Below are 15,364 nucleotides of genomic sequence, written 5' to 3'. Positions count from 1 at the left end.
CATGTCAGTGACAGTGTCCATGGATGCGATTCAAGCGGAGCTTGCGGCTTCACGGCCGATGTATCTGCGTGACTTGAGCCGACTGGTGGGCGCCATCGACACGGGCGCGACGATAAGCAAGACCACCGATGCAGCATTGAGCTTCGGCGGTTATCGCACCACGACTTATGGATATGTCGGTCTGGACGCTGCGTTCTCGCGCATCGTCGTGGAAATTATCGATGACACACAAGCGGTGATTCGCCTGGCGCTGTTTCTCAAGCCATCGGCGGATCCGCGTGTGGATCAGCTTGTCTCGCGGTACGAGCTGAGCAAACTGCCTCATTACGGCGGGCATGACGGGTTCGAGCAATATGCGCGCTCCTACCCGGGCGGCAATCTGGATGTCTACGTGCCGCTGGCGCCCGAGGCGCACATGGGCTGCGCCACGGAAATACACGTATTCGCCGATCCGCGGATCTCGTCGCCATCGGCATATCACGTACCGCGCTGACCCTTCCTGGGTATGCCAATAGTCACTAGTGGCGCCATTTAGATCGATGCAAAATCGGCGAAATCACCTAAGAGGGGTTCTAGCCGTGAGTCGATCGACGCTTTTCGCCGCTGTGATAGTTGCCGCTTGCACCCTGTCCGGCGTCGCTGCCGCGCAATCGGTCAATACCTTGAGTCCGCAAGAAAAAGCCGATGGCTGGCAGCTGCTTTTCAACGGCAGGAACCTCGATGGCTGGCATTCGTATCTGCAAAAGGCGCCGGGCAAGGACTGGAGCGTGCAGGACGGCGCGATCATGCTCGAACGCGGTCGCACCGGCGACGAGAAGGACTTCGGCGATCTGGTGACAAGTGCCGAGTACGAGAATTTCGACCTGAAGCTCGAATGGAAAATGACCGCCTGCGCTGATGCGGGCATCATGTTCAACGTGCACGAATCGCCCGAATACCATGAAACCTACGAGACCGGACCTGAGATGCAGATCGCCGACCTGGTCTGTACCAAGCCCGATAGTCAGGTGCTTTACGAGCGCTCCGGCGATCTTTTCGACTTGATTTCATCCGATGTCGAACGTGTGCGCGAGGCCGGCAACTGGAATCAGTTCGAAATTATTTCCGATCACGGCCATCTGCAGTTTTTCCAGAACGGCCACAAGGTTGTCGATACGCATCTGTGGGACGCCGACTGGGACAAGCTGGTGGCGCACACGAAGTTCGCCCGTATGCCGGGCTTCGCCAAGTTTCACAAGGGGCATATTTCCCTGCAGGGCACCGAAGACAAGGGCGAGACGCCGATCCATCTCTGGTTTCGGGATATCAAGATCAAGGCGCTTTGAAGAGCAGGAGTGAGTGGAGAGGAGTGAGGAGTGAGAGTGCGACAGTTCGTACCTGCTTCTTACCCCTCTGCACTCGTGCGCTTAGTTGGATCTGCTTTGCGTCTTGCGTGAGCGCAGGCCATCGCGAACGACGTATGTCACCGCGCCCAGCGTAAGCAGCGCCAGCGCATACCAGGTGATCGCATAGGACAGGTGGTTGTTCGGGAACGACACGATCGTAAGACCTGCGCGTGGCCAGGACGTATCAGGTTGCGATGTCGCGTTGACCGGAGCGTCCGCATCCACAAAATAGGGCGCCACGTGTTCAAGCTTGCGTGTCGTTGCCATGGCCGCGACGTCGCGCGTGTACCAGCGATCGGCAGCGATATCGTTATGGCGCAGGAACGCCCTGGTTTCCGGCATGCGGATCAGGCCAGTCAACGTAATGTCGCCGGTGGCTCCCGGTACGCAGGGGGCCGTGGTCGAGCAGTGGTCGGCAAGCACGAACCCGCGGTTGATCATGACGATCGAGTCGTCGGCCATCCGCAGCGGCGTCATGACCCAATAGCCGCTGCCCAGGTCGCTGGACGTCCACACCAGGACCTGCCGGTCGTAGAGATAGGAGCCGCTCAATTGCACATGACGGTATTCGTCGCTGGCGGCATTCACCTGCGGCCATTGGGACGGGCCGGGTGCGGTCGTCACCGGTGCATGGATACGTTGATCGACGCGGGCAATCAGATCGAGCTTCCACGCACGGCGATAGACCTGCCAGGTGCCGAGCGCGACAAAGCCGGCAAAAATAATCGCACCGAAAATGACCCACAGGGCGAGAGAAAACAGCCCTCGCGGGGTGCGCGGTTCTTCCATGGTTTGAGGCATATCGGTCGCTGACTATCGGGCTAGGGCAAGTTCGACATGTCGTGCATGCTTGCCGGCATCATGTTGTTGTTCAAATGATACATGATCCATATCGAGCCACTTAAGGTGATTACCACCAGCACCAGGGTGAAGATCAACGCAAGCATGTTCCAGCCGCCTTCCGATTTGGCGTTCATGTGCAGGAAGTAGATCATGTGCACCACGATCTGCACGGCAGCCAAGCCAAGCACGACCAGTGCCGTGGTGCTCGATTTGGCCAGGCCTCCGCTCATCACCAGCCAGAACGGGATGGCCGTGAGAATCACCGCAAGCACGAATCCGGTCAGGTAACCCTTGAGCGTGCTGTGCGCCGCTTCATCTTCATGATGCTCATGACCGTGGCCGGTCACCTCGGTCGGTGCGCTCATGGCAGCACTCCCATCAGATAGACAAAGCTGAAGACGCCGACCCACACGACGTCGAGAAAATGCCAGAACATCGAAAGGCACATCAGGCGTCGCCGGTTCGCTTCGATCAGGCCCTTCTTCGAGACCTGCACCATCAAGGTGATCAGCCAGATGATGCCGCAGGTAACGTGCAGGCCATGCGTGCCTACCAGCGTAAAGAACGACGACAGGAACGCGCTGCGCTGCGGACCGGCACCGATATGGATCAGATGCGCGAATTCTTTCAGCTCGAAGAAGATAAAGCCGGCACCGAGCAGGCCGGTGATGGCCAGCCAGATCAGCGTGCCGCTTTGACGTTTGCGCTGCATTTCCAGCACGGCAAAGCCGTAGGTGATCGACGAGAGCAGGAGCAGCGACGTATTGAGCGCAACCACCGGGAGCTCGAACACCTCGCGTCCCGTCGGGCCGCCGCCGTAGCTTCGCCCCAGCACGCCGTAGACCGCGAACAGGCAGGCGAAGATGAGGCAATCGCTCATCAGGTAAATCCAGAACCCGAGCAAGGTGCCGTTCTGAGGATGGTAGTCCTCGGCAACCTGGAAGCTCAGGGGCGAGCCCGGTGTTCCGGCGGGTAACAGTGTGGTCTCAGACATGGCTGGCTAGCTGCTCCGTGCGAAGCGCTTCGACGCGCGCGACTTCATCGGCCGGGATGTGATAGTCGCGGTCATAGTTGAACGTATGCCCGATGGCGACTACCAGCAGTGCCACGAAGGTCACGATAACGAGCAGCCACATTTGCCAGATCAGTGCGAAGCCAAGCACCGTGCTCAGGCCGGCCAGAATGATTCCTGCGCCGGTGTTCTTCGGCATATGAATCGGCAGAAAGCCTTGCAAGGGGCGGCGGTAGCCCATGTGCTTCATCTGCCACCAGGCATCGGTATCGTGGATCTGCGGCGTGAAGGCGAAGTTGTATGCCGGCGGTGGTGACGACGTCGACCATTCAAGCGTGCGTCCCTGCCACGGATCGCCCGTGATATCGCGCAACGATTCGCGTCGCCGGATACTCACGATCAACTGCACGATCATGCTGAAGATACCGAGCAAGATCAGAAAGGCGCCGAAGGCGGCAATCTGGAACCAGATCTGTAGCGACGGGTCTTCGAAATGGCTGAGGCGTCGCGTCACGCCCATCAGTCCAAGCACATACAACGGCGTAAAGGCGACCCAGAAACCTACCAGCCATAGCCAGAACGCGCATTTGCCCCAGAACGGATCCAGCCGGAAGCCGGTGGCCTTGGGAAACCAATAGTTGATACCGGCAAACAGGCCGAACAGCACGCCGCCGATAATCACGTTATGGAAATGTGCGACCAGGAACAGGCTGTTGTGCAATGAGAAATCCGCCGGTGGCACGGCGAGCATCACGCCGGTCATGCCGCCGATGACGAAGGTCACCATGAAGCCGACGGTCCAGAGCATCGGCACGTCGAAGCGAATGCGCCCGCGATACATGGTGAACAGCCAGTTGAACACCTTCGCGCCGGTCGGTATCGAGATGATCATCGTGGTGATGCCGAAGAACGAATTGACGCTGGCACCCGAGCCCATGGTGAAAAAGTGATGCAGCCAGACCAGATAGGACAGCACCGTGATCACGACTGTGGCATAGACCATCGACGTATAACCGAACAGTCGCTTCCCGCTGAAGGTGGAGGTGACTTCGGAGAACACGCCAAAGGCAGGAAGCACCAGGATATAGACCTCCGGATGTCCCCATATCCAGATGAGGTTAACGTACATCATGGCGTTGCCGCCAAGGTCGTAGGTAAAGAAGTTGGTGCCGACGTAACGGTCCAGCGCGAGCAGGGCGAGCACGGCAGTCAGTACGGGAAACGCGGCGACGATCAGCACGTTGGTGCACAGCGCGGTCCAGGTGAAGATCGGCATCTTCATCAGGTTCATGCCGGGTGCGCGCATCTTGACGATCGTCACCAATAGATTGATGCCGGATAACAAGGTCCCCACGCCGGCTATCTGCAGCGCCCAGATGTAGTAATCCACCCCGACATCCGGACTCTGGGCAATGCCCGACAGCGGTGGATAGGCCAGCCAGCCCGTGCGTGCAAATTCGCCCACGAACAGCGACATCATCACTAGGATGGCGCCGCCGGTGCTCATCCAGAAGCTGAAATTGTTTAGGAAGGGGAACGCCACGTCGCGCGCGCCGATCTGCAGCGGAACGACAAAGTTCATCAGGCCGGTGATCAGCGGCATGGCCACGAAGAAGATCATGATCACGCCATGCGCGGTGAAGATCTGATCGTAGTGATGCGGTGGCAGGTAGCCGACCGAATGGCCGAACGATATCGCCTGCTGGATACGCATCAAGACGGCGTCGGAGAAACCGCGCAGCAACATGATCAATCCCAGCACCATGTACATGATGCCGATCTTCTTGTGGTCGATGCTGGTGAACCATTCGCGCCAGAGATATCCCCATAGGCGGTTATAGGTGATGAGGCCGAGCACGGCCACGGCGCCGATCGCCACGGCAATAAAGGTCCATAGCAGGATCGGCTCGTGCAGCGGGATGGCATCCCAGGTCAGGCGGCCGAAAATCATTCGAGTCATGTCGGGATGGTCAAGCATCGCGGCTCATCCTGCGCAAAGATTCAACAACGTGCAGGCTCATTGGGCGGCTCCCGGTGCATCCATCCGATGTTCGTCGCCGGACTTGCCGGACTGGCGCATCTCGCCCATATGCATCATGTCGCTCACACACTGGCGCTGAGGATCGGTGCAGAGATTCAGGATGGCCTCATACAGGCCCGGGGCCACGCTCGCGTAATGTCGGACGGGATCGTTGGTGCTGGGCTTGGCCAGCGCGTTGTAGCTCTCGCGATCGAGCTTGTCACCGGATTGTCTTGCCTGCGCCACCCATTGGTCGAATGCATCGGCGCTCAAGCTATGAAACGCAAAGCGCATATAGGAGAAGCCGGCTCCGCTGTAGTTGGCCGAGAAACCTTCGAACTGTCCTTGCTTGTTCATCACGGCGTGGAGCTGCGTTTCCATGCCGGGCATCGCGTAGATCTGTCCAGCAAGGGCAGGGACGAAAAATGAATTCATCATGGTCGACGAGGTGATCTTGAACTCGATCGGCCGGTCGACCGGCGCGGCCATCTCATTGACGGTGGCGATGCCCTGCTCGGGATAGATGAACAGCCACTTCCAGTCGAGCGTGACGACATCGACGACCAGCGGCTTCACTTCTGCAGGGATGGGGCGCCCGGCGGAGAGGCGATCCAGCGAGCGATACGGGTCGAGCTTGTGCGTGCTGACCCAGGTCAGTGCGCCCAGGGCGATGATGATCAATAGCGGAGCCGACCAGATCAGCAGCTCCAGCATGACGGAATGATCCCATTCCGGGGCGTAGGTGGCTTTGGCCGAGGCGCGGTAGCGCCAGGCGAAGAACAGGGTAAGCGCGATCACCGGGACGATGATGATCAACATCAACACCAGCGCGTTGATGATCAGGTTGCGCTGCTGGAGCGCCACATCGCCCGAGGGGGACATCAAGACCGTACTGCAGCCCGCCAGTACGACGAGGGCAATGGGAAGCAGTCCGCGAAAAGGTTTCAAGGACATGGCCGGCAACGCATCCCTAGAAAGATCCCGTGTCGAACGTTACGCGATCGAATGTGCACAAGACATAGGACACAATGTCCCATGGCGGTAGTAGCATGCACGCCAGATGCTACTACCGGGAACGGTTTTTTGTAGCCCCGTTTGAGTCGAATGGGAGAGGCGTGCCATGTCGAGCAACTTTGGCGATCCGCAAGATCTTTCCGCGGGAAACGAGCATCACGATGCTCACGTCGCCGTCACGCCAGGTGAGATAGCGATCGGCGTAGTTATCGGACGTGCCTCGGAGTACTTCGACTTTTTCGTGTTCGGCATCGCCGCGGTGCTGGTGTTTCCGACGGTGTTTTTCCCGTTCGAAAGCACACTGACCGGTATTCTGTATTCCTTTACGGTGTTTCCCCTCGCGTTCATCGCGCGGCCGCTGGGCACGACCATCTTCATGGCGGTGCAGCGGCGCTGGGACCGCAGCACCAAATTGACCGCGGCACTTTTTTTGCTTGGTACCGCGACGGCGGGCATGTCGTTCCTGCCCGGTTATCACCAGATCGGGGCCTGGTCGATCGGCTTGCTGGCGTTTTTTCGTTTTCTGCAAGGCATCGCGCTCGGTGGTTCATGGGATGGCTTGCCTTCGTTGCTCGCGTTGAGCGCGCCGCCGCAAAAGCGCGGCTGGTACGCCATGCTGGGACAGACCGGCGCGCCGATCGGTTTTGTCATCGCCAGCTCGCTGTTCCTTTATCTGCATACGCATCTATCGGTCGACGACTTTGCCGATTGGGGTTGGCGGTATCCGTTCTTTGTCGCTTTCGCCATCAATGTGGTTGCGCTGTTCGCGCGTTTGCGCCTGGTCGCTACCGAGGAATATTCCCAATTGCTCGAAGAGCGGGAGCTTGAGCCGATCGGCACTATCGAGTTGCTGAGAGGGCAGGGCTACAACCTTTTCCTCGGTGCGTTCGCTGCGCTGGCCAGCTATGCGCTGTTCCATCTGGTGACGGTATTTCCATTGTCGTGGATCTCGTTGGGTACGGAACAGTCCGTGGATCAGGTGTTGACGATCCAGATCGTCGGTGGCGCTCTGGGGATTGTCGGCACGATCGCTTCCGGCTTCATCGCCGATCGGATTGGTCGTCGTAATACGCTTGGTGCGCTGGCTTGTCTGATTGGTGTCTTCAGTCTTTTTGCGCCCTGGTTGCTGGGTGGCGGGCGGGCGGCGCAGGACGCGTTTATTCTCGTTGGCTTTGCCTTGTTGGGGCTTTCGTACGGGCAGGCTGCGGGTACCGTGACGTCCAACTTTGCACCGAAGTTTCGTTATACCGGGGCGGCGCTTACTACCGATATGGCCTGGTTGATCGGGGCGGCGTTTGCGCCGTTGGTTGCGCTTGGGCTTTCGTCCAGGTTTGGGCTGGTGGCGGTGAGTGTTTATTTGCTTTCGGGTGTGGGGTGTACGTTGATTGCGTTGCGGGTTAATCGGGCGTTGGAGACGCGTGGCTGAGCTGCAGTGAATTTGGATTATCGACATCCTTCCTACATCGTCATTCCGGAGTAGGCCGGAACTCAGTGACGCCAGTGTTCGGTTCTTACCTGGGTGTTCGGGCGATCTGGCCGCTTACGCAGACCCTCCTACATCGTCATTCCGGCGTAGGCCGGAACCCAGTGGCGTCAGTGCTTGGTTCTTGCCTGGGTGCTTTCGCGACCTGGCCGCTTACGCAGCGGGCGTTTCACTCGCCTGCCGGCGAGCGAGTCACTTTCTCTTTGCTGGCCCACGCTTGCGCGTAGCGCATGCGAACGGCGAAGCCGGCCCGCAGGGCGGAGGACCTTTAGGTCCGGAGTAAAGAGAAAGTAACCCAAGAGAAATGGCCTGTGGATCAAGAGCTCTGAGCAGCATTGAGGGATAAAACCGTTCGTGCCGCCTGCTCGAACCGATAGGGGACACTTCTGGCGCTTCTGAGGTACGCCGAATCTGTGCGCGAGGCGTCGTGGCGGTGAGGACTTAAAGCGTTCGCCCTCTCACCTTCGCCTATCCCTTTCGTCATTCCGGCGAAGGCCGGAATCCATTCCTCAGCGTTTCCGTTTTCGAAATGTCCTCTGACGAGCGAGAGACCGAGGAATAGATGACCAGCTTCGCTGTTGAAAAGCGCTTCCGGCCTTCGCCGGAATGACGGATAGGTGGAATGAGGTGAGATGTGCGACTGCGCTCTTACTTACTCCTCACTCCTCTCCACTCACTCCTCTCCACTCACTCCTCTCCACTCACTCCTCTCCACTCACTCCTCGCAATACTTCTTCGCAGCAAAAATATTGCGCTGCAAAAATATTGCGCCGCCGCAATACCACCGCCCCATGCCGCAGTTCTCATTTGTCCTACAAATAATTCTTGACAGGGTAAGCCGCGCGGGCCTAGTTTAATTTGTACTACAAATATACTTTTGTCGGGGCGTGGGGACGCTTCGGTGAAAGCCCGCCTGTGGCCGTTTAATACCTAAAGGACGAATTCTTCGATGAATGTCTCTGTATGGGCGCCTCGCGATCCGAACGTAGTTACTCCCGCTGTACGCAGTCGCAGCCTCTCCTTGCGGCGTGCGGTCAGTTCTCTTTTTCCGCGTTGCGCGTTGGCGCTTGGCTTATTTGGCGTTGCCGCGATGGCGAGCGCGCAAGTCAATGGCGTCGCGCATAAGCCTTATCTCGGCTGGAGCAGTTTCAGCCAGCAAACGCTCGACTCGAATTACCTGACCCAGGCCAACATGATCACGCAGTCCGACGCGCTGCTGTCGTCGGGTTTGCAGGCGCACGGCTTCGACTACATCAATATGGATTCGGGGTGGCAGGGGAGTTTTGATGCCAATGGTCGGCCGACGCCCAATCTGGCGATTTTCCCGGATATCAAAGGGCTGATCGATCACATCCACCAGAACGGACAGAAGGCCGGTATCTACTGGATTCCCGGTGTCGAGGAGCCGGCGGTGCTGGCGAACTCGCCGATTCTCGGCACGTCGTATCACATCCAGGACATCCTGGCGGTGCCATATACCGCCGGTAATGCATTCGGTGGTCCGGGTACGTCGCCGTATCACTACAAGATCGATTTCAGCAAACCCGGCGCGCAGGAGTACATCGATTCGGTCGTTGCCTTGTTTGCGTCCTGGGGCGTGGATTTCATCAAGCTCGACGGCGTTACGCCGGGCTCGTATAGCGACAACCTGAGCATCAACAACCTCGATGACGTCGCCGCATGGTCCAAGGCGATTGCCAAGAGCGGGCGGCCGATCTGGATGACGGTGTCATGGCAAGTCGATCAGGACTATCTGAGCACGTGGCAGCAGTTTTCCAATGCACGCCGTATCGATGACGACGTCGAGTGCGAAGGCCGTTGCGCGACATTGACCGACTGGCCGCGCATCTACAAACGTTTTCGCGATATCCCCGGCTGGGAGCACGCGACCAATGCGACGCTGGGATGGAACGATTTGGATTCGCTCGATGTCGGCGATGGCACGCTTGACGGTCTGACCAAGGATGAAAAGCGCTCGGCGGTGACGTTATGGGCGATGGCCAATGCACCGATGTATCTGGGTGGCGATCTCACCAAGATCGACGATTTCGGCAAACGCCTGATGACCAACGACGAGGTGCTTGCCGTCGACCAGTCCGGCAAGCCGGCCACTCAGGTACGGGGCGGCGATCAGCAGGTATGGGTTTCCGATCTCGGTCACGGCGACTATTACGTTGCCTTGTTCAATATGAATGCGATACCGGCGGTGGTCGAGTTGCCGTGGAATGAGCTCGGCATCAATGGTGCCTGGCGTGTACGCGACTTGTGGGCGCATACCGAACTCGGTAGCTCATGGCGTTCGTTCTCGACCCGACTGGAAGGCCATGGCGTGCGCCTGCTCAAGATCTCGGCGACGGGGCATGCCGCATCGACGCCCAGCACCAGCTACGAAGCCGAATCGGCGACGTTGGCCGGATCGGCAGGCGTGGCCAGTTGCAGCGGTTGTTCCGGTGGCAGCAAGGTCGGTGGTCTTGGCCTCGGCGCCGGTAACACCGTTACCTTCAACAATGTCTATGTGAGTCATGCCGGCGTCTATCTGATGCAGATCGACTCGTTGACGTTGAGTCTGCGTTCGTCGCTGTACAAGGTGAATGACGGTCCATTCCAGACCTTCAACTCCGGTGGCGGCAGCTTCCAGATTCCATCGGCAAGCACGGTGCCGGTCTGCCTGAAGGCCGGTTACAACAGCATCCAGTTCGGCAATCCGACCAGCTATCCGCCGGATATGGATCGCATCGTGATCAGCGGCGATGGTCGCGCGCCGCTGCCGGCAGCCACCGTGTATGAGGCCGAGGCGGCCAGTTTGGGCGGTACGGTGACCGCAGGTTTCAGCAACTACGCATCGGGTCTTTCCAAGGCGGGCAATATCGGCAACGGTGCCGCCAACAGCGTCACCTTCACCAATGTGACCGTCCCGGTATCCGGCGTCTATCAGCTGGAGATCGACTATATGACGAGCGGACAGCGCACGTTCTTCGTCACGGTCAACGGTGGCCAGGCGCGGCAGCTGGATCTGAACGGAAGTACGTTCGACGATCCGGTGCCGACGATCATTACCGTGCCGCTCAAGGCCGGTACCAATACGATCCAGATCGGCAATCCCAACGCGGGTGGCTATGCCCCCGATCTTGATCGCATCGTGGTGGCACCCGGTGCGGGTTTGGTCGGCGTCAGTACCCAGACTTGCCCGGGTAGCAAGTAGTTGCTGCTCGTTATTTTCCAAGAGAGTGCTGATGCGTAACGAAGTGCAGCAAGCGTGCCTGGATGAAGAACATGTCGATCTGATCGCCCGGCGCCGGTTCTTGAAAACGACCGGCGTCATGATGGCCACGCTGCCCTGGCTTGGCCTGCCCAGGTTCGCCCAGAGCCGCCCTGTACAACGCCCCGCCGGCCCCTTGCCGGCGGGCGCTTCAAAGCACGCGCTTTGGTATCGCACGCCGGCAGCGGAGTCGAACCTATTGCGCGAAGGCTTGCCGATCGGTAATGGACGTCTCGGTGCCTTGGTCGGTGGCGACCCCGCACTGAACTGTCTGTACCTCACCGATGCATCGATGTGGCTGGGCAAGCGCGATGTCGTGCTGGGCGACGAAGGCCAGTTTGATTACACCCCGGAGCACTTCGGCAGCCTGGTGATGCTGGCCAAGTTGTATCTGGCGGTGGAAGGACATGAGGCCGCAAACATCACCGAGTATCGTCGCGAACTGGACCTAGGCCAGGGATGTATTCGCGTTTCGTATCGAAAGGACGGTGTCGCGTATACGTGCGAGATCTTTGCCAGCTATCCGGATGACATGGTTGCGATCCATCTGTCGCAAACTGGTGGCGGTATCTACAACGGCACCGTCGAGTTGTTCGGGATGCACGGCGATACCTCGCGTGCGGACGCTGAAAGCGCAAGCTGCCATTTCGAAGGCGCTCTGGACAATGGCCTCAAGTACGCATCGAACATAAAGGCTTTTGCATCGTCCGGCACCGTGACGGCCGACGCCAAGGGTCTTCACTTTGCCAACTGCGAAGCGCTCACGGTCATCTTTTGCGGCGGTACCAATTACACGCCGGACGTCGCCAAGGGCTATATGGATGCCTCGCTCGATCCATTGAAGCGGTCGATCCAGAAAACCGAAGCTGCCGCGACGCAGACGCCGGCTACGCTGCTGCACACGCACGTAGTCGATTATCGTGCCTTGTTCGACACGATGCGTGTCGATCTGGGTGCATCGACGAAAGCGCAACGCGAGATGGACTCGTGGGAGCGTCTGCAGGCGCGGGCAGCGGCAGGCTCGCCGGCCGATCCGGAGCTTGAAGCGTCCTATCTGCAGTTCGGGCGTTATCTGACGATCGCCGGCTCGCGCGACAGTTTGCCGACCGGCTTGCAAGGCCTCTGGATAAACGACAACTCGCCGCCCTGGATGGCCGACTATCACAGCGATATCAATATCCAGATGAACTACTGGCTACCCGACCGCGCGGGCCTGCCTTCGTGCTTCGATGCATTGACCGACTATTGCCTCAGCCAGGTCACCTCCTGGACGGCGTCAACGCATCAACACTTCAACGATCCGCGTAACGTGTTTCGCAACAGCTCGGGCAAGATCGCCGGCTGGACGATGGGCATTTCCACCAATATCTATGGTGGTGGCGGCTGGCGGTGGCACCCGGCCGGCAACGCGTGGCTGTGCAACAACCTGTGGCAGCACTATCAGTACACCCAGGATCGCACCTACCTTGCGCGAATCTATTCGCTGCTCAAGGGGGCTTGCGAGTTTTGGGAGGCGCGGTTGTTGACCACTACCGTGACGGATCCGAAAACGGGTGTCGCGCGCGAGGTCCTGATCGACGACGCCGACTGGTCGCCGGAGCAGGGGCCGCTCGATGCCAAGGGCAACACCTATTCGCAGGAGTGGGTCTGGGATCTGTTCGAGAACTATCGCCAGGCAAGTGCACTATTGGGCAAGGACGCGGGCTATGCCGCATCGATAGCGCAGTTGCAGGCGCGTCTGTATCTGCCTGTGGTCAGCCCCAGGAATGGCTGGCTGGAGGAATGGATGAGTCCGGATAATCTCGGTGAACCGGGACATCGGCATCTGTCGCCGCTGGTGGGCTTCTTTCCTGGCGATCGCATCCGCACCGATACCAGCCCACCGGACGTGATCGAAGGCGTTGCCAAACTACTCGAAGACCGAGGCACGGGCGGTTATGGCTGGGCCTGTGCCTGGCGTGCGATGTGCTGGGCACGTCTGGGTGAGCCGGAAAAGGCCTATCAATTGTTGCTTACCAACCTGTCGCCATCGACGAACCATAGCAACGGCACGGCGCAGAACTTCTTCGACATGTACAAGCTGACCGATGGCAGCGATGCGTTCCAGATCGACGCCAACTTCGGCACGCCCACCGCCATGCTGGAAATGCTGATGAATTCGCGCCCCGGCCTGATCGAGCTGTTGCCGGCGCTGCCCAAGGCATGGGCGGAGTCGGGTAGCGTGACGGGGGTGGGCGCGCGCGGCGGCTTTCACGTCGACCTGTCCTGGAGGCATGGCAAGATCGCATCGGTTACGGTACGAAGCGTCGGTGGCGAACAGACGCGCTTGAAATGCGGCGACTGGACGAAGACGATTGCGCTTCGCCCTGGTACGTCGATCACTATTGAGCCAAAAACATGATGCTTACGATCAAAGCGATAACTCGGACTGCACTAACGGTGTTGTTGGTAGCCGCTGTCGATGTTGCGTCTGCGGCGCCGCAGGCCGATCAACGGATAGCGGTCTGGGCCCCCAGCATGACGGCCGGTGGCGCCGCCTTCAACGACAACACCGTGCGAATGGTCGCGCATCCCAGTGTGGGCGGGTCGCAAGTGCGCATCCGTTTGTCGAACCTGCGCGGTGCCACTCCGCTGAATATCGGCGAAGTAACGGTCGCCCTGCAGGCGCGCGATGCCGTGGCGGTTACCGGGTCGATGCATAAGGTGACGGTATCGCACGCGGACAGCTTCACCATTCCTGCCGGCCAGGAGCTGTGGAGCGATCCGATTCCGATGCAGGTCGCGGCAGAGCAGAACGTGTTGGTCAGCCTCTACCTGCCAGGGCAAACCGGTGCGACGTCCTGGCATTCCGATGCCTTCGATACGACCTATATCGCTTCGCAGAATCACGCCGGCGAGGTTGATGCATCCGCATACACAACCTCGAAGACATCCTGGTACGTATTGTCCGGCGTCGATGTCGCTTCGGATGGCGAGGGTACGGTGGTCGCGTTTGGCGATTCGATTACCGATGGCTACGACACGCCGAAAAGCGCTTACGCCCGCTGGCCTGATTTTCTCGCGCGCAGGCTGGCCAAGGCTCATCGCCACGTGGGTGTGGTCGATGCCGGCATTGGCGGCAATCGCGTCCTGACCGATGCACCTGTCAGTCAGGGCATCAGCGCAATCCAACGGTTTGGCCATGACGCGCTTGCCTTGCCGCAGGTACGAACCGTGATCCTGATGGAGGGCATCAACGATATCGGCAACCACGCCGGTGTCGGTGGCAGCATACTCACGGCGGAACAGTTGATCGGTGGTTACCGCGAACTCATCAAGCAGGCACACGCGGCCGGTATTCGCATTATCGGTGGCACCATGCTGCCTTACCGAGGCGCCGGGTATTACACCGAGGCCGGTGAGGCGATTCGCCAAGCGGGCAATCGCTGGATCCGCGAGAGCGGCGAGTTCGATGGGGTAGTGGACTTCGATCGCGCGTTGCGCGATCCGTCGAATCCTGCGGTTTTAAACGCGAGCTACGATTCCGGTGATCATCTGCATCCCAATGCACAGGGTATGCAGGCGATGGCCAGTGCGGTCGATCTCAACCTGCTGCGACAGTCTCGGGATAAAGCGCAGCATTGATAGTTTCCGCCATCTGTTGTGCGAGCGCGGCGTAGCTGGCCGCGCGGGGAACGCGCGCGCGCTTGGGTGCCTGGGCCAACAGATCGATTTTTTCATCGCCTTGCGCCGTCACTCGATAGGCGAACAGGCAGGCGCGCGGCGCATCCAGAAAAATGCGCATTTCCACGACGAAAAATGTTTCGTGCTCCACGTCGGGATCCGGCTGCACGAAGATCGACAGCATCCGGCCGCCCGTACGGCGCAATGAGCGCATGCTTTCTTCCAGCTCGATCACCAGATGGTGACCGTCCGGCACATCGAGGCTGTGGAACAGCACGCTGTCGAGCTCCGAGACCGCCTTGCGCACCTCGTTTTCGATGCGGCCAAGAAAGCCCACCCGCAATTCGCTGCGTGTGTAATGCAAGGGCATGGTCGCCACCTGCACTTGGCCCTTGTGCACGATGGTCGAGTGATTGATGCGCTGAAGCGTCAGCCCGGAGGCTTCATAGCTTTGCCCCGCGTTGCGCCCGCTGATGCAGGCCAGAGCCGACCAGGCGGCTTTGAGGTAATCCAGATTCGGTGCGGAATTCAGCATGCCTGTCTCGCTTGGGTGGTTCCACCGTGCGGTATGGAGCCCCGGGGATGGGGACTTCGTGCCGGCTCAAGATGGGTTATCGGCAGGGTGCTGGGGAACTTCAACGCGGGAAAAAGAAAGGGCCGCCCAGGGGCGGCCCTCCACGGCAGG

Annotated in this window: 12 protein-coding genes; 6 read left to right on the top strand and 6 right to left on the bottom strand. The window is 59.5% G+C overall.

The annotated features are described in order from the left end of the window. Positions 1 to 19 precede the first annotated feature (19 nt). Together QMG46_RS16845 and QMG46_RS16840 are read left to right on the top strand one after the other, a co-directional pair. Positions 20 to 493 (top strand): hypothetical protein, encoded by a 474-nt coding sequence (locus QMG46_RS16845; RefSeq protein ID WP_281849006.1) that lies wholly within the window; start codon positions 20 to 22, stop codon positions 491 to 493. A gap of 85 nt (positions 494 to 578) precedes the next feature. Beyond that, positions 579 to 1,325 (top strand): 3-keto-disaccharide hydrolase, encoded by a 747-nt coding sequence (locus QMG46_RS16840; protein WP_281849005.1) that lies wholly within the window; start codon positions 579 to 581, stop codon positions 1,323 to 1,325. An 81-nt stretch (positions 1,326 to 1,406) separates the two neighbouring features. Here the strand turns inward: QMG46_RS16840 and QMG46_RS16835 are convergent, their stop codons facing one another. The 5 genes from QMG46_RS16835 to cyoA all read right to left on the bottom strand — a co-directional run bounded on the left by QMG46_RS16835 (position 1,407) and on the right by cyoA (position 6,214). Continuing rightward, on the bottom strand, positions 1,407 to 2,174 hold the full coding sequence (locus QMG46_RS16835) for an SURF1 family protein (RefSeq protein ID WP_281849004.1): 768 nt from the start codon (positions 2,172 to 2,174) through the stop codon (positions 1,407 to 1,409). Positions 2,175 to 2,206: 32 nt separating this feature from the next. After that, the gene (gene cyoD / locus QMG46_RS16830) at positions 2,207 to 2,593 is read right to left on the bottom strand and encodes a cytochrome o ubiquinol oxidase subunit IV (protein WP_281849003.1); all 387 of its coding nucleotides are present in this window, start codon (positions 2,591 to 2,593) and stop codon (positions 2,207 to 2,209) included. Next, positions 2,590 to 3,222, bottom strand: a complete 633-nt coding sequence (cyoC, locus tag QMG46_RS16825; protein WP_281849002.1) for a cytochrome o ubiquinol oxidase subunit III — start codon at positions 3,220 to 3,222, stop codon at positions 2,590 to 2,592. The genes cyoD and cyoC overlap by 4 nt, the downstream gene beginning before the upstream one ends. Beyond that, on the bottom strand, positions 3,215 to 5,188 hold the full coding sequence (gene cyoB / locus QMG46_RS16820) for a cytochrome o ubiquinol oxidase subunit I (protein WP_281852913.1): 1,974 nt from the start codon (positions 5,186 to 5,188) through the stop codon (positions 3,215 to 3,217). Before cyoB ends, cyoC begins: the two co-directional genes overlap by 8 nt. A gap of 69 nt (positions 5,189 to 5,257) precedes the next feature. Further along, the gene (gene cyoA, locus QMG46_RS16815; RefSeq protein WP_281849001.1) at positions 5,258 to 6,214 is read right to left on the bottom strand and encodes a ubiquinol oxidase subunit II; all 957 of its coding nucleotides are present in this window, start codon (positions 6,212 to 6,214) and stop codon (positions 5,258 to 5,260) included. A 166-nt stretch (positions 6,215 to 6,380) separates the two neighbouring features. Here cyoA and QMG46_RS16810 point away from each other — a divergent pair, with 166 nt between their 5' ends. The 4 genes from QMG46_RS16810 to QMG46_RS16795 all read left to right on the top strand — a co-directional run bounded on the left by QMG46_RS16810 (position 6,381) and on the right by QMG46_RS16795 (position 14,640). Then, the gene (locus tag QMG46_RS16810) at positions 6,381 to 7,700 is read left to right on the top strand and encodes an MFS transporter (protein WP_281849000.1); all 1,320 of its coding nucleotides are present in this window, start codon (positions 6,381 to 6,383) and stop codon (positions 7,698 to 7,700) included. A 1,006-nt stretch (positions 7,701 to 8,706) separates the two neighbouring features. Next, a complete protein-coding gene (locus QMG46_RS16805) occupies positions 8,707 to 10,959 on the top strand; it encodes an alpha-galactosidase D (protein ID WP_281848999.1) in 2,253 nt (750 codons plus the stop codon). Positions 10,960 to 10,990: 31 nt separating this feature from the next. Continuing rightward, entirely contained in the window at positions 10,991 to 13,417 is a 2,427-nt protein-coding gene (locus tag QMG46_RS16800; RefSeq protein ID WP_281848998.1) for a glycosyl hydrolase family 95 catalytic domain-containing protein, read from the top strand. Continuing rightward, positions 13,414 to 14,640, top strand: a complete 1,227-nt coding sequence (locus tag QMG46_RS16795) for an SGNH/GDSL hydrolase family protein (RefSeq protein ID WP_281848997.1) — start codon at positions 13,414 to 13,416, stop codon at positions 14,638 to 14,640. The genes QMG46_RS16800 and QMG46_RS16795 overlap by 4 nt, the downstream gene beginning before the upstream one ends. On the opposite strand, the gene QMG46_RS16790 is transcribed toward QMG46_RS16795, so the two are convergent. Beyond that, positions 14,600 to 15,214 (bottom strand): hypothetical protein, encoded by a 615-nt coding sequence (locus tag QMG46_RS16790; RefSeq protein ID WP_281848996.1) that lies wholly within the window; start codon positions 15,212 to 15,214, stop codon positions 14,600 to 14,602. The genes QMG46_RS16795 and QMG46_RS16790 overlap by 41 nt on opposite strands. Positions 15,215 to 15,364 lie beyond the last annotated feature (150 nt).

It is taken from the genome of Dyella sp. GSA-30, from assembly GCF_027924605.1.
GTDB lineage: Bacteria > Pseudomonadota > Gammaproteobacteria > Xanthomonadales > Rhodanobacteraceae > GSA-30.
The sequence above is the reverse complement of the archived record's forward strand: the minus strand, read 5'-3'. Positions and strand labels throughout refer to the sequence as shown.